Raw genomic sequence first — 20,714 nt, forward strand, 5'->3', positions numbered from 1 at the left:
TAAAGGGATAACCATATTTTTTATTATCCTTCCTTTTCTTCAATACAAAATCTGCACCCGTACATTGAGAGCAGTATACCATGATGTTTTTCGCAGGCAGGGTATTCCTTGATGATATTCTCTTTATTAAGCTTGCCGAACCATGACAGCCATTCGGTGCGTTCTTCCTCATTTACAAGGTCTGCCGTCATCTTTTCAACAAGTTTCCCGAAGCTTTCCAGCCACGGTATAACAAGCTCTTCATCAAGCGTATACCTGAGCCTGTCCCACCAAAGCTTTCAAAACCGTCCTTAGTCCAGGGCATTTCAACGATATCAAAACCAACATTGCCCATACCGCATATATCTGTATGCTGAACTCCCAGCCAGACTATCAGCTGCTTTTCACGCTCGGTCTCAGCCAGAGCAGAACCTGCTGCCACCAATGCGTGTATCATTTCATCAGACGCAGCATTGCTTAAACGGAAATATTCTTTATCCCCCAATTCACGGGTCAATCCGAATGTATTGCTCATATCATACTCATCTCCGTTCAAACCCCTGCTCATAATTATGAATTGAGAATTATAAATTCTGATATTACACCAATTAATTTGGTGTAATATCAGAACTAGAAATAATCGGCGGTTATCCTCCCCCCGCCGAAGGCGGGGGGAGGATAACATCGACACGATGATTCATTGTTATATAGCACTTTGTAATGGTGTGCTAAAGGGATAACCATGTTATAAATTATGAATTGAGATCACACCTCATACATCTTGATGACCTTTCGTGCCACCTCAAGCTTTGTGCAGCGCATATCCATAGCCTCTTTCTCGATATACCTGTGCGCCTGCTGCTCAGTAAAGCCGAGGTACTGCATCAGCGCCAGCTTTGCGCGGTTTACGGAGCGTATCTCCTCCAGCTTCTTCTGCAATTTGATATTCTCCGAACGTATACCAAGCATACGCTTTCTTGCCGCCGCAGTGAATCGCATCGCACGGTAGAAGATCTCACGGTTGAGGGGCTTGGATATTACCATCGCACCGAAATCCTCTACCCTGTCAGCCACATCATCGGATATATCGCCCTTTACCAGAAGTACACACATGGCATCAGATGATGAGTAAACGAACTCCGCCAGATCTATCCCGTTCTCGTCGGGCAGCGGACAGCTTACCACCATCATATCAAAATCCTGCTCCGACACAGCACGCCGAGCCTCACGTCCCGTTGAAGCACTTGAGAATCTTACCCCGGGAAAAATCTCTTTCAACTGACCCACAAGCGCTGATACGTGCTTGTCAGACCCTGCAGCTATCAGTATCCTGTCCAAAATTCTTCCCCCTTTCTACGATCATACGGGCTCCTTCTCAGGATAATGCTTATCGATCAGCGCCCGCACTGCCGCCGATGTAACACTTTCCTCTGTGTCACGAAACGGCGAACATATCCTTATCTTCTTATCCTCCGAGATAACGTGTATACGATGTCGCCCCTCCGTTACCCTGACGTACCAGTAAAACACTTTGTCACCATATACAAGTTTTCGCTTTCCCTTTTTCGATACCATTACAGTGTATAGAAATATCTCACGGTCTCAAACATTTCCTTGTCCTCGCAGGCTGCATACTCCTTTGCCTCCTGTTCTTTTTCATTAAGGACATGGGCAATAAGGTTCTCAGGCAACCTCTCTGCCAGGAATTCACTGTTTCTGGCTGCTTCAATTGCTTCATCCAGTGTTGCGGGAAGTTTTTCAGTAAGCTCCTCGATATTATCCGGTGAAAGATCGGTAGCCGAACAGAGTTCCTCACCATTCAGCGCACCCTCCAGTGCCGCATATATCACCAGACCCAGTGCAAAATACGGATTGCAGGTATTATCAGGCGAACGAAGTATCATAGCATTCTCATCGGTATTTATCATCGGCACCCTTATAAGCTGTGCAAAGTTCTCATGGGACCAGGTGATATACTTGGGTGCTCTTGAAGTACCGAGCCTGCTGTAAGAGCTTGCAGTGGAGTCAAGGAACAAAGTTATCTCCCTTACTCTTTTGAGTATACCCGCGATCATGGACTTTGCTTCATTTCCCAGGTCATCCAGTCTTGGCTTGAAGATATTTTCAAGTCCCTTCATGCAAAGAAGCATTATATGCAGACCGGAGCCGGGTCTGTCGCAAAGCGGCTTCGGCATGAATGTCGCATATAGGCCATTCCTGTCCGCAACAGATTTTACAACGTTCTTGAACGTAACAAGATTGTCAGCCGCATTCAGTGCGTTTGAATACTGGAAATCTATCTCGTTCTGTCCCGGGCCGCTCTCATGGCGCGAACTTTCGGGATATATGTCCATCTGTTCTAGTGTCAGGCATATATCACGCCTTAGGTTCTCGCCCTTGTCAGCAGGTGCTATATCGCAGTAGCCTGCATAATCGTGGGGTATCTTGGTTATATGTCCGTTGTCGTTCTTCTCAAATACGTAGAATTCGCAGGAAGTACCTATCTGGAAATTATATCCCTTGCTTCTTGCATATTCCACCGCATTTTTCAGGAACGTTCTGCCGTCGCCTTCAAAGACCGTACCGTCTGCATATTTTATAGTACAGAAAAATCTTACTACCCTGCCCTGCTGAGGTCTCCACGGCAGCAGAGCAAGCGTATCCGGATCAGGGAACAGCAGCAGATCGGTATTTGAAAAATTCATAAATCCGCTGAGCTTTGAAGCATCAAACAGCAGACCCTTATTGAATATCTTAGGCAGTTCCGATGCAGGAACAGAAATACTCTTCAAAGCGCCAAAAATATCACAGAACATCAACTTTATAAATTTTACGTCATTTTCTTCTACAAACTGAAGTACTTCCTTTTCGGTATATCTCATTTTATGACCTCCTTATATATAAGCCTTCAGATATATCCATATCGCTGCTGTCACGAACGGCACTGCACAGAACACTATCTCTGTCGGTGTCCTAAAACGGTTGTCAGCAGCTATCTTGTTTTTTATCATCAAAGCCGCGAGCACTATATCAAGCACGATCAGCACTCCCGAGGCTATAAGCAGCAGATCGGTACGCAGCCACGTCATATCAAGAAAATACTCATCACTGTGAGCGAACTTGTCACGAAGATACTCTCTCTCATCATCGCTGAACTTTCTCACTCTGCCCTCGATCTTCCTGCCGCCTGCGAACTCATCATTCTTGCCCGCACGCACGTATATCCACGCTCCGTCATCGGTGCATACCCTGTAATAATACTCACTTCCCGTAGGTATGAACCTGCAGAAGCTGTTTCTTATGCCTATATCCTCCGCACTGTCATGTTCAGATACTTCCCCTTCCGCATGACCGAAATAGGGTGCATTTTCCATATCACCGACAGTAACATCGGGTCTTATCACTATCCCCGATAGTCCACCCAGGATACACATTATCGCCAGCAGTGCAGCAGCTGCCAACCATATCCTCGGATGTTTTTCTATCTTCTCGATAAGTGTGCCATTTTCTACCATATATTCCTCCTGATGTATGCAGCTCTCACTGCAGCATTCAAATAGATTATACCACACTTTCCTTTTCAATTCAAGTGCCGGATATCAGCAAAAAAGCACAGGCTGTCCGCCGCTGTAGCGCCATTGCCTGTGCTTGTTTATTTATTTAGTAGTTCTGCTCGCAGACATATGAGCCTGTGGACATATTGTAAGCAACACTGTAACCGTGTGCACCGTTGTCAGTAAAGAAGTAGTAGTAAGCATAGCCATCTAACTCTGTTCTGAACTGGCTGCCTGTGATATCGCCGTTGATCTCACCTGCAACTGCTGCACGTACTGTGTTTTCAAGATCCGATATATCTACCTCAGCCTGGCTGCTGTCAGAAGCCTGTGACGAACTGCTGTCACCGTCAGCAGCTGACGAAGAAGAATCATTACCGGGTTCAGCAAAATTAACAGCACTGCTGTCAGTATCGCTCTGTGATGAAGTATCTGCCGCACTGCTCTCTGTCTGCTGTGCGCCCGATTCTGTTTCTGCCGCACTCTCAACAGGCTGTGAAGCCACATCATCGACAGGAGTTGTGACCTCAGGCTCGGTGTTTTCATCATCCTCTGCCACATCGGTCTGCGGCTGCTTCTCTGCCGCACTGGTAGCCGCAGGTCTTGCTCCGCCGTTCTGGGCATTATTGTCGCTGCTGCCCTTTTTTCCGAAGAGCCTCATGCCTACGAATATAGCAGCTATCACGATTATCAGTATACCAATGGTGATGACCGCAGTTATTACGAACAGACGCTTTCTCGCAGCATCTTCCTCGCTGTCATCGCCATAGTTGTCATCATTGTAACGATCGCCGTAGTTGTCATCGTCGTAGCTGTCATCACCATAATCGTCGAAATCGTCAGGAAATACATCCTCAGCGTCCGAATCAGCGATCACTGCTTTTCCATTCTTCCCGCTGCCGCCATCATTTCTGGCATTTTCAGGAAGCACGAAACGCTTAGTCATATCATCGTCAGGCTTTTTGAACACCTTTGTTTCATCGTCCACTCCGCCCTCGGAAGTCATTTTGCCGTCCTCATCGATAAGCAGATTGTGGCAGAACTTACAAAGCACCGCCTCGCCCGAAAGCTCCTTACCGCAGTACGGACAAGTTTTAGTTTTCATTTATATACCATTCCCCTCAGTATTTGATTCCTTACATACGCTCCCCATTTCGGGGCATATAAATATGATAACATAAACGGCGGCAAAAATCAACCGTTTTTAACAAAAAAATCGGAATTTTTTCACACTATGTCATGTTGAACAAAATACCCGGATTTTCGCAGGGGATTTCGCAAAAGGATTCATAAATATCCTTTAGCTTTTTCTTCTTCTGACCTGTATTCCGCCAAGGTTCGAGCCTATGGACTCGATAGTTCTGTTATCCCTTTTATCGGACTGCTTTTTCTTCTTTCCGCCGCCCTGTCTGCGCTCTGGCTTGGGTGCTGCGGGCTTGGAGGGGTCTTTCATGGTAAGGGATACTCTTCCGCGCTGCATATCAACGTCAAGTACCCATACCTTTACTACATCACCGACCTTGACCACTTCAAGCGGATGCTTGATGAACTTGTCGCACAGCTGGGATATATGCACCAGACCGTCCTCATGCACACCGATATCCACGAATGCACCGAAGTCGATAACGTTCCTTACTGTACCCATGAGCTCCATACCGGGAGTAAGGTCTTTCAGCTCCATAACGTCACCGCTTCTCATCAGCGGAGGAGGCAGCTCATCACGGGGGTCACGTCCGGGCTTTTCAAGTTCCTTTACGATATCCGTAAGGGTAGGCAGACCTGTATCCAGTTCCTTTGCAAGTGCTGCAAGGTCACGTCCCTTCATAGCTTCGGAAAGCTTTTCTGTGTTGCCCACATCGCTCTCAGCTATACCGCATTTTTCAAGCAGAGCCTTAGCAGCAGCGTAGCTTTCGGGGTGTATGCCTGTATTGTCAAATGGATTCTTAGCCTCGGGCACACGCAGGAAGCCTGCACACTGCTCATAAGCCTTAGCGCCCAGCTTCTTGACTTTCAGCAGCTGCTTTCTGTCAGTAAATGCGCCGTTCTCCTCACGGTAGAGTACGATATTCTTAGCCACAGCGGAATTTATACCTGCTATATACGAAAGCAGAGAGTAGGACGCTGTATTAACGTCAACACCAACGGAGTTAACGCAGTCCTCAACAACACCTTTCAGCGCATCGTCCATGCGTGCCTTGGGCATATCGTGCTGATACTGACCAACACCGACAGCCTTTGGGTCTATCTTAACAAGCTCTGCCAGAGGGTCCTGCAAACGTCTTGCTATGGATACCGCAGACCTCAGCGATACATCGTAATCGGGGAATTCCTCAGCTGCCAGCTTTGAAGCCGAGTATACAGAAGCGCCTGCCTCGGATACCACCATGTAGCTGACTTTGCTGTCTATACCGCGTATAAGCTCAGCTGTGAAATCCTCTGTTTCACGGGATGCTGTACCGTTACCGATAGCGATAGTTGTAACTCCGTACTTCTTTATCATATCGGTCAGAACTTTTCTCGCTTCTTCCTTGCGGCGCTCGCTCTGTGTCAGATAAACGATAGCCGTATCCAGCACCTTGCCTGTTTCATCAACAGTAGCCACCTTGCAGCCGTGTGCATATCCCGGGTCAAGACCCAGTGTAACAGTATTCTTCACAGGGGGTGCCATGAGCAGCTGACGCAGATTTGACGAGAACACCTTGATAGCGCCCTCCTGTGCATTTGCAGAAAGTTCAGCCCTTATCTCACGCTCAACGGAGGGCGCGATAAGTCTGCTGAAGCTGTCCTCACAGGCAGCAGCCACCAGTTTGCCGCAGGCGGAATCATTCTTCACGTACTGTCCGCGGCATATCTCTTCGCCCATACCCTCGGGTATATCTATGCTGACTTTCAGTGCGCCCTCTTTCTCGCCGCGGTCAAGGGCGAGAACACGGTGTCCTGCTGTCTTTGATACATTCTCGCTGTACTCGAAATAGTTCTGATATACAGCATCAGCATCCTCCGATGCTGCGGACGAGGTTATCTTTCCCGAATTGTTGTAAGCCTCACGCAAAGCCTTTCTCAGTTCCGCATTGTCTGAAACATCTTCCGCGATTATATCCATAGCGCCCTGTACAGCAGCCGCTGCATCAGCAACGCCCTTTTCTTCACTTACAAAAGCAGCAGCCTCGGCAGTGGGATCGGTAGAGTCAGCCTGAGCCAGTATGATCTCAGCCAGTGGTTCAAGACCCTTCTCTCTTGCGATAGATGCACGGGTCTTTCTCTTGGGCTTGTAGGGACGGTATATGTCCTCCACCTCAACAAGAGTTACTGCCTTTTCGATAGCAGCAGCTATCTCGTCGGTCATCTTCTCCTGCTCGGTTATAGCGTTTACAACTTCTTCCTTGCGCTTTTCCAGATTGCGCAGATAGGTCAGCCTGTCATAAAGTTCACGTATCACCTGATCGTCAAGCGAACCTGTTACCTCCTTACGGTAACGGGCAATAAAAGGTATAGTCTTGTCATCATCAAGCAGTGCAACGGTGTTGTCCACCTGTTCCTGTCTTAAATTAAATTCCTGTGCAAGGACCTTGTTTATATCCATAATTACATTCCTTTCTCCGCTTATATTTTCGCGGCATTTTATAATTATAGCATATTTTGTCCAAAAAGTAAAGTCGTAACAAAAAACGCCCTGCCTGCGCCTTTTGCTCGCTCTCAGGCTGAAATACTTGTCATAAGTATGTTATCAATTTATGACGGAAAGTTCGCAATAAATGGATAGCATTGAACGCTGTGTTTGAAATATAATAAAACTGAACACATTATAATACCGCAATTATTATCATGCTTCATGTCTGCCGATATGCATACCGAAGCACAGCGAAAAAAGGAGGTCTAATAGTATGGGATTTTCCAAATTGTGGCTCGATTACAGAAAGCTCGCGGATTCGCGCCGCAGGGTCATAATAAGCTGTGACCGCACTCTGTATGACTCTGCCGCTTTTGAAGAATTAAAGAACGCGATGACAACAATGGTGCCTGATGCTATAGTTATATGGAAGTCTGAAGTATTCGATGACGATTCATACCTGATACTGCTCACGCTCCACCCGGAGCTTTCCCACGAGGAATACGATATAGCGGCTTCTATGGATATAACAGAGATTTGCGGCGGCAGCGAAACAGGTCTTCTTTACGGAGTTTTCGCTTATCTCAGGCAAACAGCACTTGCAGGAGGCTTTTGCAGTTTCACTGCCCACGGCAAGCCATCTCAGCCGCTGCGTATGCTTAACCACTGGGACGAAGCCGACGGAGATATCGAGCGCGGCTATTCCGGCCAGTCATTCTTCTTCGTGAACGGTGATCTGGAAATAAATGAGCGCACCCTGATGTATGCAAGACTTATGGCTTCCATAGGTATAAACGGTGTGGTGATAAATAATGTTAACGTCCGCAGAAGGGCTAAACTCCTCCTGACGGATGAGTTTTCCGACCGTCTTGCCGACCTTGGTGAGCTTTTCGGGAAATACGGCATAAAGCTTTTTATATGCCCTGATTTTGCAGCACCAAAGACCATAGGCGGAATGGACACCGCTGACCCGCTCAACAAAGAAGTTGTAAACTGGTGGGAGTCCACCTGTGCACACCTTTTTGAAAAAGTCGGGAACCTCGGAGGTTTTCTCGTGAAAGCAGATTCAGAGGGCGAACCGGGACCTATGGCTTACGGAAGGACTCACGCAGACGGTGCTAATATGCTGGCAAGGGCTGTAAAGCCCTACGGCGGCATAGTTATATGGCGCTGCTTTGTTTATAACTGCACTCAGGACTGGCGCGACAAGAATACTGACAGAGCCTGCGCAAGCTACGAAAACTTCATCGGGCTTGACGGACAGTTTGATGACAATGTGTATCTTCAGGCAAAGAACGGTCCTGTGGATTTCCAGATACGAGAACCTGTTCATCCTCTCTTCGGTGCCATGAACAATACCAATCTTATAATAGAGTTCCAGCTGGCACAGGAGTATACAGGTCAGCAGAAACACGTTTGCTGGCTGATACCGATGTTCAGGGAGATAATGGAGCATCATACCCGCCACGACCTGCCTGATGACCGCGTGAGCAGGATAGTTTGCGGAGTAGCTGCGGTGGCAAACACAGGCGACAGCTACTGCTGGACAGGCAGTGAGCTTGCAGCTGCCAACCTCTACGGCTACGGCAGACTTCTCTTTGATGAAAAACTTTCATGCACCGAGATAGCCGAGGAATGGGCTGAACTGACCTTCGGTGATGATGATAAGGTAATATCAGCAGTAAAGGAGATATTACTGGATTCAAAACAGGCTTACGAGGACTATACCGTACCACTGGGCATCGGCTGGATGTGTCACCCTAATGACCACTACGGACCATCTCCCTGGGGATATGAATTTGACAGATGGGGTACATACAACCGCGCCGACAGAGATGCCGTCGGAGTGGACAGGAGCGCCAAAGGAACAGGCTACAGCCTCCAGTACGCACCTTCATGGGCTGAGATATACGGAGATACAGACAAATGCCCCGATGAACTGCTGCTGTTCTTCCACCGTGTTCCGTATACCCATATCCTTCACAGCGGAAAGACCGTGATACAGCATATATATGACACCCATTTTGAGGGATACGCAAAAGCTGAACATTTTGCTGAACTTTGGAAAAGTCTTGAAGGCAGGATAGATGACAGTATATACCAAAACGGCTGCGAACGTTTTGCCGAACAGCTGAGATGCGCAAGAGAATGGCGCGATATTATAAACTGTTTCTTCCACAGACTTTCAGGTATTGATGACGAACAGGGACGAGTAATATATTAGGAGATTTGATATGATCGAATTTAAGGCAGATAACATCTTTTCCGACGGAATGATCCTTCAAAGAGATGCTGAGAATTTTATTACAGGCAGCGGTGAGGGCGAAATGACCCTGACACTTGAACGCGATGACAGGATATGCGGACGTTCCCGCATAGCAGCCGACGGCAGATGGCGCATAGCTGTGCCCGCAGGCAAGGCAGACTGTATGCCATATACCATAAAGATACGCTGCGGCAACATGATGCAGGTCATAAGCGACGTGCTTTTCGGTGACGTATTCCATATAACAGGGCAATCGAACATGGAGCTGCCCCTGAACCGTACCTATGATCCCTTCAAGGGAGATGTACCCGTACCCGAAGAGGAGCTTATACGTGAATTCCGTGTACCCATTGAGCTTTGCTTTGAAGCAGGCAAGGAATCTACTACTTTTTCAGACGGCAGCTGGGTGCGTGCCTGCGATGACAAGGATCTTAATATAAGCGCAGCAGGCTATTACTTCGCTAAAAAGCTGTTCAAGGAAACAGGCGTACCCATAGGTCTTGTGAATACATCGGCAGGCGGTTCAGCTATCGAGGGACGTATCCCTGCTGAGGTATGCCGAGAATTCCATGAGCTTGATCCCGTGACAGATATGGTCACAGCCAAGGGATATATGGAAAATACTCTGGCTGAGGGTGAAAAGACAGAGCGCGAATGGAACGAATACGTTGAGAGCCGTGACAAGATCGGCAAGGATATAATCGCAGGCAGATATCCCGAATGCAGCAAATGTACAGTGCCTTTATGGGTAAACGATCTGCCCGATGTGAATGATTTCAGCGGACGTATCTGGTTCTGGAAAGAGTTCGACATCCCCGAAGGATCTGACCTCACGGATGCCATACTGATACTCGGTACTCTGGTGGATGCCGATATGACCTATGTTAACGGTGTCAATGTAGGCGAAACTACATATCTTTATCCCCCAAGGTATTACCGCATACCAAAAGGTTTACTTAAGACAGGTGTCAACCGTATAGCTGTGCGCCTTGATATAAACAGCGGAGCAGGCGGATTTACCGAAGGCAAACGCTTCTGTGTCAAGCTGGGCGAGCAGATCATAGGGCTTGAGGGCGAATGGTCATACAGTATAGCCGTAAAAGCTCCCCGCCGCGGCATAGTAGAATTTCTGCCTTCAAAGGAACTGGCTGTATATGCCCACATGACAGCACCTGCATACAGGCTGCCTTTCAAGGGTATGCTGGTATATCAGGGCGAGACCAACTGCGGCAACGCAGATATCTATGACGGTCTTTTCAGACGTTTTGTTGAATATTACAGACAGCGCTGCGGTTATAATATCCCCGTCGTTTCTGTACAGCTGCCAAACTGGACACCCGGCGGTGAGGGCTGGGTAAAGATTCGCCAGAAACAGCTCGAATGCTGTAATATACCCGATACAACTATGGCTGTTACACTTGGTATGGGCGAAAATAACGATCTTCATCCCATAGACAAAGAAAGTGTCGGCGATGCTCTCTGCGATTGCGTGCTTCGCCTTATATATGGCAGAGGCGATCCCCGCCCCGTTGATCCCACTGATATCCGCCGTACCTCAGAAGGTATCCTCGTAGCATTCCGCGAGGAAGTCCGCCTGACAGATAAAAATACCAGGTATTTTGAGGTACACACCCCTGACGGCTGGGCACCAGTAAACGTCAGAGAAAGCCGCGGCGGTCTCCTGCTGGATTGCTCCGCCGAGAATGCAGATAAGGTGCGCTATGCATGGCTGCCCGATGCAGACTCCCCTGCAGCAGAAGGCGTAAGCGGAAGACTCGTCCCCACCTTTGAATCAGCTATATAAATGCAAAATATCCCGTCAGCGCAAGGCGGATACTCATACGGAAGTTTATGTTATCTATTTGGGAGATTCCTAAGCGTCAGCTTCGCTGATGCTGAACCCCTTTCCGAAAACTTCTATTTATTTCGGGCAGGGGGTAGCTATGTTTGCAAACATAGCTACCCCCTGTCTTTTTCTGTCTTTATAAAAAAACTACCCCCTGCCCAAATGAGTTAAAAGTCTGTTTGGATCTACAAAGGCAAAGCCTTTGCAGACGGGTTCGGGGGATAACTTTTCTTCAGAAAAGTTTCCCCCGATAAATATTATAAACTTCTATATCGGTACCCGCCTTGCGCTGACGGGATATCTTTACGTCATAAAGCCAGAAAAGCCGAGGACAGACCTCGGCTTTTCTGTAGGGTAAAAATGAAGGATATTTTGCGCATCAATTGCTTGCACACGATCAATGCGTTAAATCTGGAAAGCTTGATTATTCAGCTGCCTTGTCTGCTGCGTCAGTATCGATATTATCGTTAGCTTCCTTCAGCAGATAATCAATGGTAGCCTTGTTTTCTTCAACGTTCTGAGTCCAAGTCTTAGCACCGCCGCCGGTGATAACAGTAGCCTGTTTAACTTCCTCCATACTGTTCTTCAGCTCTTCGGAAACACCGTCCTGGAAATCATACAGAGGATGATCGTTGCAGAGTCTGATAACTTCATCTCTCATCTCGATCATATCGTCATTCCACTTGTAGTCGTTCTTCAGCTGATTGATACTGATCTCGTTAGCCTTGGACAGAGTGAGCATACGGCAGTTCATGTAAGCTGCAAAGCCCTCAGGGTTGGGAGCGTTCTTGCAAAGCAGATAGCCGTCAACTCTGGATGTTACATAGTAGGTATCACTGTCATCCATTCTGGGCATAGGAACGAACATGATCTCGCCTGCTTCTACGTCACCGAAAGCGGTAACATTCTCAGGTGAATTCTCGATGCCCCACAGGCCGCAGGGATAGAACAGTGTCTGGTAAGTACCAACACCAAGACCTGTAGTACCGTCGCCTCTGATAGACCAGTTATTTGAAGCTCTGTCGAAGAATACTTCGTTCTTGCCAAGGTTGTACATCAGTTCCTGTACCTTAGTGACCTTAGGATTATCCATATTATTTACGAGCTTACCGTTTTCAAGACCGATAAGAGGAACACCGCAGGTATCGTTCAGAGCAGCTGCATACCACCAGCCGTCCAGACCGACCTTTTCGTTATCCTGATCAGTAAACTCAGTACACATTTCAGTGAACTTGGACCATGTCCACTCGTCATTCTTATAAAGTTCTGCAGGATTGTCCAGACCGTTATCCTCAATGGTCTTTGTATTGTAGATACATACATACTGAGGATATGACTGTATACCTGCTACATAGTGATCACCCTTGAATACGAATGCATCGCAGGTAGCCTTTGCAGGTGCCCACAGATCGCTGTCCAGTTTTATATACGGATCAATTGGTTCAAACATTCCCTTGATAGCACCCTTGGGGAAGCCGTCCATATCCATAGCGGAGAAGAAGTCGGGGGAATCATCGGACATTACATACTTAGCCAGATCGGTGTAACGATCATCCCATGTTGTCTGTACGTATTTAAATGTACCGTCATAGGTATCTCTGAACATCTGTATATCGGGAGGTACTACCTGACCGTCGCCGGGGTTGATATCCCAGTGAGAAAGGAACTTAACTTCTTTGTTAGCAAGTTCGGTAGTATCGAGTTCCTTAGCAGCATCTTTGATAGCCTGCTTGTCCGCTTCATTCATCTCAATAGTCGAGGCATCATTCTTATTGCCTTTGTCTTCATCCTTGCTTCCGCATGAAGCAACGCCGAAACACATTGTAACAGCAAACAGACCTGCCAAAATCTTTTTAGTCATTTTCATAAAAAACCCTCCTAATCAGGAATATAGTGCGTCAAAGTAACGGTTATAGTGTTGACGCCTGCCACTTTACTATGCAAGTATTATTTTAACAGTTTGTTCATTCGTTGTCAATTCGCTTTTGTAACATGATTTGGATGCAATTTTCGTTAATTTTGACTAATACCGCTTTATCATCAGCATAAACTTTAAGCAAACTCCCCGATAAATCTCGGTCACACCCGCATTTTGGCGATCTATAACTTTTCGGATAATTACATTATACATTCATCCATAACATATTTCCTATCAATAATTGCGTTTAAACGGTTATTTTTTGCTGTAGATTTTCCATTTGGTGATATCATTTAGCTAATATTAGCTTTTTTTAGGCAAAATTTGCATAAAAAATGGACAAATTAGCAAATTATATTATTGACTTCACGTAATAAACGTGTTATAATTTTAGTAATATAGGACAATATATCCTTATATATGTCTGTACATATGCCAACAATGGGAGATGATAAAGATGATAAACAGCAGAAAAAGCATAGCAATTTTTACCTGCCAGGTCACGACAGGCTACCGTATGCAGTTTTGTGAAACTGTAAATCAGGCTGCTACCGAGTTGGGATACAATGCTGTATTTTATAATTTTCTTGACGTTGTCGGCAACAATCACTCGGATTACGGTGACTACGAATATAAACTTATCGAAGTGATCCCATATAGCAGATTCAGCGGTATAATCATAGATGAGGAGTCTTTCAAGATAAAGACTACCGTTGAAAAACTGGTCACACGGATAAGAGAAAGGGCGACTTGTCCTGTTATCAGTGCTTCAAGCATAATGGATGGGTTTTATAATCTCAGCTTTGATGACGATGCAGGCATAGAACTTATTGTCAGACATATCCATGAGCACCACGGCTGCAAGAGGATCGGCTTCATGTCAGGTCCGCTGAAGCATATGGACGGTGTAAAAAGGTACAATGCTTTCAAAGCAGCCATGACCAAGCTGGGGCTCCCCGAGGAAGGCGCAGGTATATTTGAGGGCGACTTCTGGTTCAACAAAGGCAGGGAGGCTGCCGATTTTTTCATAACCAAATGCAAAGAGATCCCCGAGGCTGTTATATGTGCAAATGACTATATGGCGATGGCGCTTATCAAGGGATTCAAAGACCGAGGTTTCCGTGTGCCCGAAGATATAATAGTCACCGGCTTCGACGGTGTAAAGGAAGGTCAGCTGTATATACCAAGACTTACATCCGTTGACCGCCGACGCGACGATACTGCTATACAGGCTGTTAACATGATAAATAATATCTCACGCGGCGCGAAGTATCCGGGCATCACACTTATAACGCCAAAGCTGATATGCGGTGATTCCTGCGGCTGTACCAAAGCCGATCCTTCAAAAGAGATCGAAAGGATAAATCTCAACGCCAATCAGGACAGATCTGTGCGCTATTATCTCGGTGATATAATCGGTGCAACACTTAAAATGAATATCGTTGAGAGTATAGGTGAGCTTGAGCGTTCATTCGCTGATTATGCTGTCAACTTCGGAGGCTACAGAAGCTTCTGTGTTATGACTTATGTTGACGAGAACGGAAAAACATCTCTTGAGAGAGGTATGTCCTCACCCACAAATAAAGTATACCCCGCCATAATCGTTGACAGATACGGAGATTTTAAGGATATCGAACGCAAGGTGATATCTACCGATGATTTCCTTCCTGCCGAATCCAGCGACGAACCGAGGATAGTTTATATAACAAGTATGCACTGCGGCGACAGATGCTTCGGCTACTGTTCTATATCCATGACAGGCACCAAGACCTTCAATGAATTCTACAATGTATGGATAGCTACAATGGCTGTGGCTATGGAATCCCTGCTGCGAAGCAATAATATCCGCGGACTTATAACAAGTCTGGAGGATACCAGCGTCAGGGACGGTCTTACCGGACTTTATAACCGCCGTGGTTTTGAACTTCGTTCTGCCGAAGCTGCACAAAGCATGAACGGTACAGGCAAAGCCTGTGCCATGGTAATAGATATGGACGGCTTAAAAAAGATAAATGACCATTACGGTCATGCAGAGGGTGATGAAGCCATTAAATGTCTCGCAGGCATGATCTCCCATGTGCTTTGTGACAAAGCTATCGCAGGCAGAACAGGCGGTGACGAATTCTATGTGTTCGTACCCGATTGTGATGAAGATCTGGTAGCCGAGATAAAAACCAAGCTGCATTCAGCTATTGCTGATAATAACAGCAGATCGGATAAAGAATATATCCTCGATGCCAGCTTCGGTGCTTATGTCCATGATGCTTCAGTAAAATTCAAAGTCGAAGAACTCATACGCATAGCCGACGCGCGGATGTACGCCGAAAAGCAGAAAAAGCGCACACACCGCACATAATGCGGAACTGATACAGATGTTTATATTATTGACCGGGGGATGACCTTTCTGTAGAAAAGTCATCCCCCTAAGCCGTCCGTATCCAACCGTTCCTCTAACTCTTCCGGAATTAGAGAACGGCTTTTTTCGCACAAAAAAGGCTGTGCATTTCTGCACAGCCCGTAATATCAATGATCATTCATTAATCATCTGTCAGAGAATCCTTGAAGTCCTCTACCTTGTCAGCCAGATCTTCAACTGCTTCCTCAGCCTTTTCAGCCAGATCCTCAGCAGCCTCACCGACCTTGTCAGCCAGATCTACGTCATCAACAGGCTCTTCAACCTTATCAAGATCCTCTTCGGGTGTGGTGTCATCGATGCAGTCATCGAAATCGTCGTCAAGATCCTCGTAATCGTAATCTTCAAGCTCCTTGCGCTTCTTATATGCCATAACAGCAGCAGCGCCGCCTGCAACTACGCCGATAGCGAGTAATGCCTTAAAAATATTTCCCATTTTGAACACTCCATTTCTAAAAATTATCTCTCTAAATCAAAGTTCAGATTATTCATAGTATACCACACATTGTAAAAAAAATCAAGCGCGTAAGCTAACTCCTTGCACATTTCGTCATTTTGTGCAAATTTGGAAGACCGTTTTTTACATCACATTAGCACGATAATGCCCTGTTATCTGATTTATCGGGTGTGCAGCGTAAGTGCCTCGAGGTCTTCCCTGCTTCCGCTGAATACGTTCATATCAATGAATTCCTCGTCACCGTCATAGCCGTCAAACTTCTCATGGTCACTGTACTGCCAGAAAGTCCAGTCATTGTTCAGCGGTCTGAAAAATACGTTGCGCTCCCACAGCATACAGCCATCAAATGCCTCTTTGTAGCGCTTGCGTGTTTTCATGGTGGTGTATATTATCGGCTTCGCACCATACCTTTCCTCCACCGCGGATATCATCGCCTTTATCTCAGGCACCGCTTCCTCCGCAGGTTTCGGATCGTTGGTATATTTCCCGTAAAGCTCAACATCTATAACAGGCGGCAGCATACCGTCGGTCTGACCCGTACTTTCGAGCGCACCGATGAAATTGTCTGCCTGAGTGCTGCCTGTGCTGTCAAAGCTGAAAAAGTGATACGCCCCCGTCACCAGTCCTGCTTCCTTCGCCCCCGTGAAATTGTCCATGAACATATCGTCCGTTGAACTGCTGCCCTCTGTTGCCTTGACAAATACAAAATCCATGTGCTTTGAAAGTTCAGCCCAGTCCGTCTGCCCCTGATAGGACGATATATCCGCACCCTTTATACCATCGGGATGATTGAGGCTTATCACCCTGAACCACAATAGCGCCGCAAAAGCAGCCGCAGCTGCCGCCATGATCAGAAACACTATACCGTATCGTTTTTTTCTGCTCAAATATTATCCCTCCATGTCAAATGCGAACCTCGTCATTCTTTCAGACTTTTTCGCACAACAGTGCCAGTATAACACGGACGGGACTATTTGTCAAGCCGCTCTGCGCTTTCCCGCGCTCTTTGTCATTCTCAGACTTCCGCGCGCTCTGCGTGCCTTTCTTTCCGCATCACGTTCATCAAGCTCTCTGAGTCTTTCTGCCGCAGAGCTCCTTCTGTCATCTATACGCGCCAGTTCAACAGCCACAAGCGCACACATTATCATAATGCAGATCACTAATGTACGCGCAGGCGATACCGTTGCCGCCCATACCAGCCCGGCTGCTCCCAGCAGACCCTTTATCACCCCCTTGTACCAGCCCTCTCCCGATGAAGATTCGTTTATTACCAGTAATATCAGTATGCCTACAAGTACCATTTTTTTCTTACTTCCTTTCCACGCCGTTTTCCCTTTGGCGTGAATCTATTATAGCACATACTTTCTCATTTGTGGTAACTTTTTTTGTACAGATACTCATTTTGACATTCAGGGCGTTTTTTTGTACGCAAAAAGGGCACAGCCAAAGAAAGATACCCATATAGAAATTTTGCCCCGAAGCACTTCAAAGTGCTAAGGGGGAATTGTACTTATTGCTGCTAAGATAAACCAGTATTTAACCAATCAAGTATTTTATAATAGATGTTTGCCCATTCAGGTAATTCATTCTCTGTAAATACATGGATTACACTCTCAATTTGTTTTGTTAATTCCTTTTTTGTTATGTGCTTAAAATAACTTTCATCCTTAAAATACTCATCTTCACACCATTGATATTCTTCATACGGTAAGCTGTTGTTATCTATGCCCCATTCATATACTTCACAAGGTCCGAATGATAGCCTCTTAATCAGAACAATATGTCCATCCGAGTCAGCATTCGTATTAGGCATTAAATATGACCAGCTTCCAACAAAAACACTTTTTGAGGGCATTATGATTCCTCCGAAAATTCCGATTTGGTTTATGTTAGTAAAAATTATATCACAACATCGAAGTGCTGTCAATAAAGACGCCATAGTACTTCCGACTGAACATCGGAAATACTATGGCGAAAAAGCTTCTTTATGGGTATCGTTCCAAAGCCGTACCCTGCATAATATTCAGATATTTCCCGTAAGGCTCATGACCACAGCTATCGCAGCCAGAGGAGCCGTTTCGCAGCGCATTATCCTGGGTCCCATACCGATGACCTTCGCACCCTCCGCGCGGCATTTATCGACTTCCGCTTCATCGAATCCGCCTTCACTGCCGATGAATATACCTATGTCACGGCACTCCCGTCCGACAGTTTCCGATAAAGGCGCACCGCCCTTTTCATAGCATATCAGTCCCAGCTCATGTTCTCCAAGACGTTTCGCGCATTCCTCCGCAGATATGATATCTCCCACCGTGGGTACTATACTGCGGCCGCACTGTTTGGCAGCTTCAAGGGCTATCTTGTTAAGCCGCTCACGCTTTTTGCGGTAGCTTTTTTCATCGGGACGCGATACGCACCTTGAAGTCAGCACAGGCACTATCTCCGCCGCACCAAGTTCTACCGCCTTCTGCACTATCAGCTCCAGTTTGTCCGATTTAGGCACAGCCTGATAAAGTGTCACCCTCACCGTAGGCTCACCGCTGCCCTCGCTGACACTCAGCACCGCAAGCCCGCACTGTTCGTCCGATACCGAATCAAGCCTGCAGGTATAGTCCTTTCCCTCACAGCAGACCGTCAGCTCGTCACCCAGCCTCATACGCAGGCTTCGCCCGATATGCACCGCATCAGCGCCGCGCACCACCGCACTGTCACCATTGATATCCTCTTTGTTAACAAAAAATCTTGGCATGATATATACCTCCGCTGACATTATAATTGATGATCATATGGTCATCCTGCTGATGCACCACACTATACAGCATTCTTACAGGATACATCTCACTGATCATACCCCGAAATAACTGTATATCGGCATAACAACGGGATAACTGTATATTTTTATTATCTTTCATGCTTATCACAAACCGTCTTCACAATATTAACACATTCTTAAAGTATATTATAACTGTCGGAAGGATCCGACGGCTTATGTTTCGGTATGTTGGCTTTTACCCCAAGCCTGCATATATACATAGTTGGCAGAGAGATCTGCCGGCTTCTCCCCTATAATTTTTTTATTTGTTTTCACCCACAGCTAAAGTGGGTGTTTTTCTTTTGCCTTTAAGGCACACAGATAAGCTCCGTCTCCCATGCGGGATAATAGCTTTCCTGCCGCATATAGAACGAGTATCCGCCGTATATGTCATTCACCGCAAGAGGTATGTCGATATAGTCGTAACAGCGGTGATACAGCGCACAGCACAGCTTCGGATGATATTTTGCGATAGTCTTCTCCGAACCCTTCAGCGCAGGGATATCTGCCCCCTCAACATCGTACTTGATGTAGGTACATTCCCTACCGTTCAGCACGCTGTCAAGGCTTCTTGCCATGATAAGTCCTCTGCCCTCACCGTCAAGCCTGGCCTGCCTGCCCGAACCTCCGTCGAATCCCATGACCGTATCATGTGACCACGCCGCCGCGTTTATAAGCTCTATCTCATCTATATCGTTACAGTTTTTTACACACTTCTGAAAGTTGCGCTTCTCGGGTTCGAGGGCGTATATTTTTTTGCATCCGCCCGTCGCCCTGACGGTCTGCAGGACGGTATCACCGTTATAAGCCCCGAGATCGCAGTATATCTCCCCTTTTTTCAGCCCCAGCAGAGGCGAGGGTTTGGTGCCGTCAGAAAATACCTCTTTCAGATATCCCAGCCTGCCTGTTATCTTGTAAGCCGTCAGCCCCAGGAACACCTGCCTTGACTCCTCATCAGCCAGCATACCGCACACCTTTTCTGCCCGTTTGATATCCGCAATAAATTCAGCCTTGTCAAAAGCCCTGTCCCCTGCCACGGGAACATCGGGTGCATACAGCGGATGCCTTTTTGCGATATCGTCTATCCTCTCCATTATATCGGGCAGACAGGTACCGAAAGCCAGCAGTACCGTAAACTCCCCGACTTCAGCTTCGACCTGCGAAAGCTTCTTCACCTCATATCCCATGAAGCTCTGCCCTCTTACAAAATCATCGCTGGCAAATACTCCATTCACTCCGATGCCTCTGTCTGCACACCACTTCAGCACCTTCTCGCCGCCGTTGCCCATACCATATATATATATAGGCAGACCGCTCCGCTTTATTTCCGCAGCACATTCAGGCAGTGCCGCAAGCTCCTCAAAGTTCATTTCCAAACCTCACAAAAAAGGCGCAGAACACATCTGCGCCTATGATTTTTTATGTTTATTCATCACCATCGGGTATGCCGTCATCGTCATGATCGTACCCGCTGTAAAGGTCCCTTCCTCTTGTACGGTACCTGTCACGGTTCATATCGATGTACTGATCAAGCAGCTTCATTACCTCACGAGGCTTCTTTACAGACTTTATCTCCTTGATGGGAGTATCCACATCACGCACATTCATAACGATAGTGCCGCAGCCTACCATCCTGTTGCCCATGGTGAGCACCAGCTTTTTATCAAGCACTCTGTAAAGTTCCAGTTCATCCTCCTGAACACTGAAAATACCCGTTCTGGTGATGAACTTGCTCTCTGTCAGGTAATATCTGGTAAAAGACCACGGAAGCCCAAGAAATGTGCGCTTCTTATCTGTCCATACATAATCAAAAACGTCTTTTTTCATAAGGACGCACCTCACTCATTAACATTATATTT

General features: G+C 46.7%; 19 protein-coding genes. 3 read left to right on the forward strand and 16 right to left on the reverse strand.

The window, feature by feature from the left end; translation table 11 throughout:
- Positions 1 to 23: 23 nt before the first annotated feature.
- The 8 genes from RUMAL_RS21840 to RUMAL_RS13300 all read right to left on the reverse strand — a co-directional run bounded on the left by RUMAL_RS21840 (position 24) and on the right by RUMAL_RS13300 (position 7,116).
- Entirely contained in the window at positions 24 to 191 is a 168-nt protein-coding gene (locus tag RUMAL_RS21840) for a hypothetical protein (protein ID WP_013499213.1), read from the reverse strand.
- A complete protein-coding gene (locus tag RUMAL_RS13270) occupies positions 188 to 514 on the reverse strand; it encodes a hypothetical protein (RefSeq protein ID WP_028504268.1) in 327 nt (108 codons plus the stop codon). Before RUMAL_RS13270 ends, RUMAL_RS21840 begins: the two co-directional genes overlap by 4 nt.
- 230 nt (positions 515 to 744) lie before the next feature.
- Complete coding sequence (locus tag RUMAL_RS13275; RefSeq protein WP_013499215.1) at positions 745 to 1,317, reverse strand: ANTAR domain-containing response regulator; 573 nt, start codon at positions 1,315 to 1,317, stop codon at positions 745 to 747.
- Positions 1,318 to 1,338: 21 nt separating this feature from the next.
- On the reverse strand, positions 1,339 to 1,509 hold the full coding sequence (locus RUMAL_RS13280; protein ID WP_154662802.1) for a hypothetical protein: 171 nt from the start codon (positions 1,507 to 1,509) through the stop codon (positions 1,339 to 1,341).
- Between the two features lie 44 nt (positions 1,510 to 1,553).
- Entirely contained in the window at positions 1,554 to 2,861 is a 1,308-nt protein-coding gene (locus tag RUMAL_RS13285; protein ID WP_013499217.1) for a glutamine synthetase family protein, read from the reverse strand.
- Positions 2,862 to 2,873: 12 nt separating this feature from the next.
- Positions 2,874 to 3,494 (reverse strand): hypothetical protein, encoded by a 621-nt coding sequence (locus tag RUMAL_RS13290; RefSeq protein WP_013499218.1) that lies wholly within the window; start codon positions 3,492 to 3,494, stop codon positions 2,874 to 2,876.
- A 145-nt stretch (positions 3,495 to 3,639) separates the two neighbouring features.
- Positions 3,640 to 4,638, reverse strand: a complete 999-nt coding sequence (locus RUMAL_RS13295) for a hypothetical protein (protein ID WP_013499219.1) — start codon at positions 4,636 to 4,638, stop codon at positions 3,640 to 3,642.
- 195 nt (positions 4,639 to 4,833) lie between these two features.
- On the reverse strand, positions 4,834 to 7,116 hold the full coding sequence (locus RUMAL_RS13300; protein ID WP_013499220.1) for a Tex family protein: 2,283 nt from the start codon (positions 7,114 to 7,116) through the stop codon (positions 4,834 to 4,836).
- A 301-nt stretch (positions 7,117 to 7,417) separates the two neighbouring features.
- Here RUMAL_RS13300 and RUMAL_RS13305 point away from each other — a divergent pair, with 301 nt between their 5' ends.
- The gene (locus RUMAL_RS13305) at positions 7,418 to 9,367 is read left to right on the forward strand and encodes an alpha-glucuronidase (protein ID WP_013499221.1); all 1,950 of its coding nucleotides are present in this window, start codon (positions 7,418 to 7,420) and stop codon (positions 9,365 to 9,367) included.
- A 10-nt stretch (positions 9,368 to 9,377) separates the two neighbouring features.
- Positions 9,378 to 11,213: a sialate O-acetylesterase gene (locus RUMAL_RS13310; RefSeq protein ID WP_013499222.1), complete on the forward strand. Its 1,836-nt coding sequence runs from the start codon at positions 9,378 to 9,380 to the stop codon at positions 11,211 to 11,213.
- A 466-nt stretch (positions 11,214 to 11,679) separates the two neighbouring features.
- Here the strand turns inward: RUMAL_RS13310 and RUMAL_RS13315 are convergent, their stop codons facing one another.
- Positions 11,680 to 13,122 (reverse strand): ABC transporter substrate-binding protein, encoded by a 1,443-nt coding sequence (locus tag RUMAL_RS13315; protein WP_013499223.1) that lies wholly within the window; start codon positions 13,120 to 13,122, stop codon positions 11,680 to 11,682.
- Positions 13,123 to 13,630: 508 nt separating this feature from the next.
- On the opposite strand from RUMAL_RS13315, the gene RUMAL_RS13320 reads away from it, so the two are divergent.
- Complete coding sequence (locus RUMAL_RS13320) at positions 13,631 to 15,529, forward strand: substrate-binding and GGDEF domain-containing protein (protein WP_013499224.1); 1,899 nt, start codon at positions 13,631 to 13,633, stop codon at positions 15,527 to 15,529.
- 181 nt (positions 15,530 to 15,710) lie between these two features.
- On the opposite strand, the gene RUMAL_RS13325 is transcribed toward RUMAL_RS13320, so the two are convergent.
- The 7 genes from RUMAL_RS13325 to RUMAL_RS13355 form a co-directional block, all read right to left on the reverse strand.
- On the reverse strand, positions 15,711 to 16,022 hold the full coding sequence (locus RUMAL_RS13325; protein ID WP_013499225.1) for a hypothetical protein: 312 nt from the start codon (positions 16,020 to 16,022) through the stop codon (positions 15,711 to 15,713).
- Positions 16,023 to 16,204: 182 nt separating this feature from the next.
- A complete protein-coding gene (locus tag RUMAL_RS13330; protein WP_013499226.1) occupies positions 16,205 to 16,930 on the reverse strand; it encodes a GH25 family lysozyme in 726 nt (241 codons plus the stop codon).
- Positions 16,931 to 17,020: 90 nt separating this feature from the next.
- Positions 17,021 to 17,344: a hypothetical protein gene (locus tag RUMAL_RS13335; protein WP_013499227.1), complete on the reverse strand. Its 324-nt coding sequence runs from the start codon at positions 17,342 to 17,344 to the stop codon at positions 17,021 to 17,023.
- Positions 17,345 to 17,562: 218 nt separating this feature from the next.
- Positions 17,563 to 17,898, reverse strand: coding sequence for a hypothetical protein (locus tag RUMAL_RS13340; RefSeq protein ID WP_013499228.1), 336 nt, complete (start codon positions 17,896 to 17,898; stop codon positions 17,563 to 17,565).
- Between the two features lie 168 nt (positions 17,899 to 18,066).
- Complete coding sequence (locus tag RUMAL_RS13345; protein ID WP_013499229.1) at positions 18,067 to 18,792, reverse strand: RsmE family RNA methyltransferase; 726 nt, start codon at positions 18,790 to 18,792, stop codon at positions 18,067 to 18,069.
- 371 nt (positions 18,793 to 19,163) lie between these two features.
- The gene (locus RUMAL_RS13350; protein WP_013499230.1) at positions 19,164 to 20,225 is read right to left on the reverse strand and encodes an FkbM family methyltransferase; all 1,062 of its coding nucleotides are present in this window, start codon (positions 20,223 to 20,225) and stop codon (positions 19,164 to 19,166) included.
- Positions 20,226 to 20,280: 55 nt separating this feature from the next.
- Positions 20,281 to 20,682, reverse strand: coding sequence for a PH domain-containing protein (locus RUMAL_RS13355; RefSeq protein ID WP_013499231.1), 402 nt, complete (start codon positions 20,680 to 20,682; stop codon positions 20,281 to 20,283).
- Between the last annotated feature and the right edge of the window lie 32 nt (positions 20,683 to 20,714).

Origin of the sequence: Ruminococcus albus 7 = DSM 20455 (genome assembly GCF_000179635.2) — a bacterium.
Classification (GTDB): Bacteria; Bacillota; Clostridia; order Oscillospirales; family Ruminococcaceae; genus Hominimerdicola; species Hominimerdicola alba.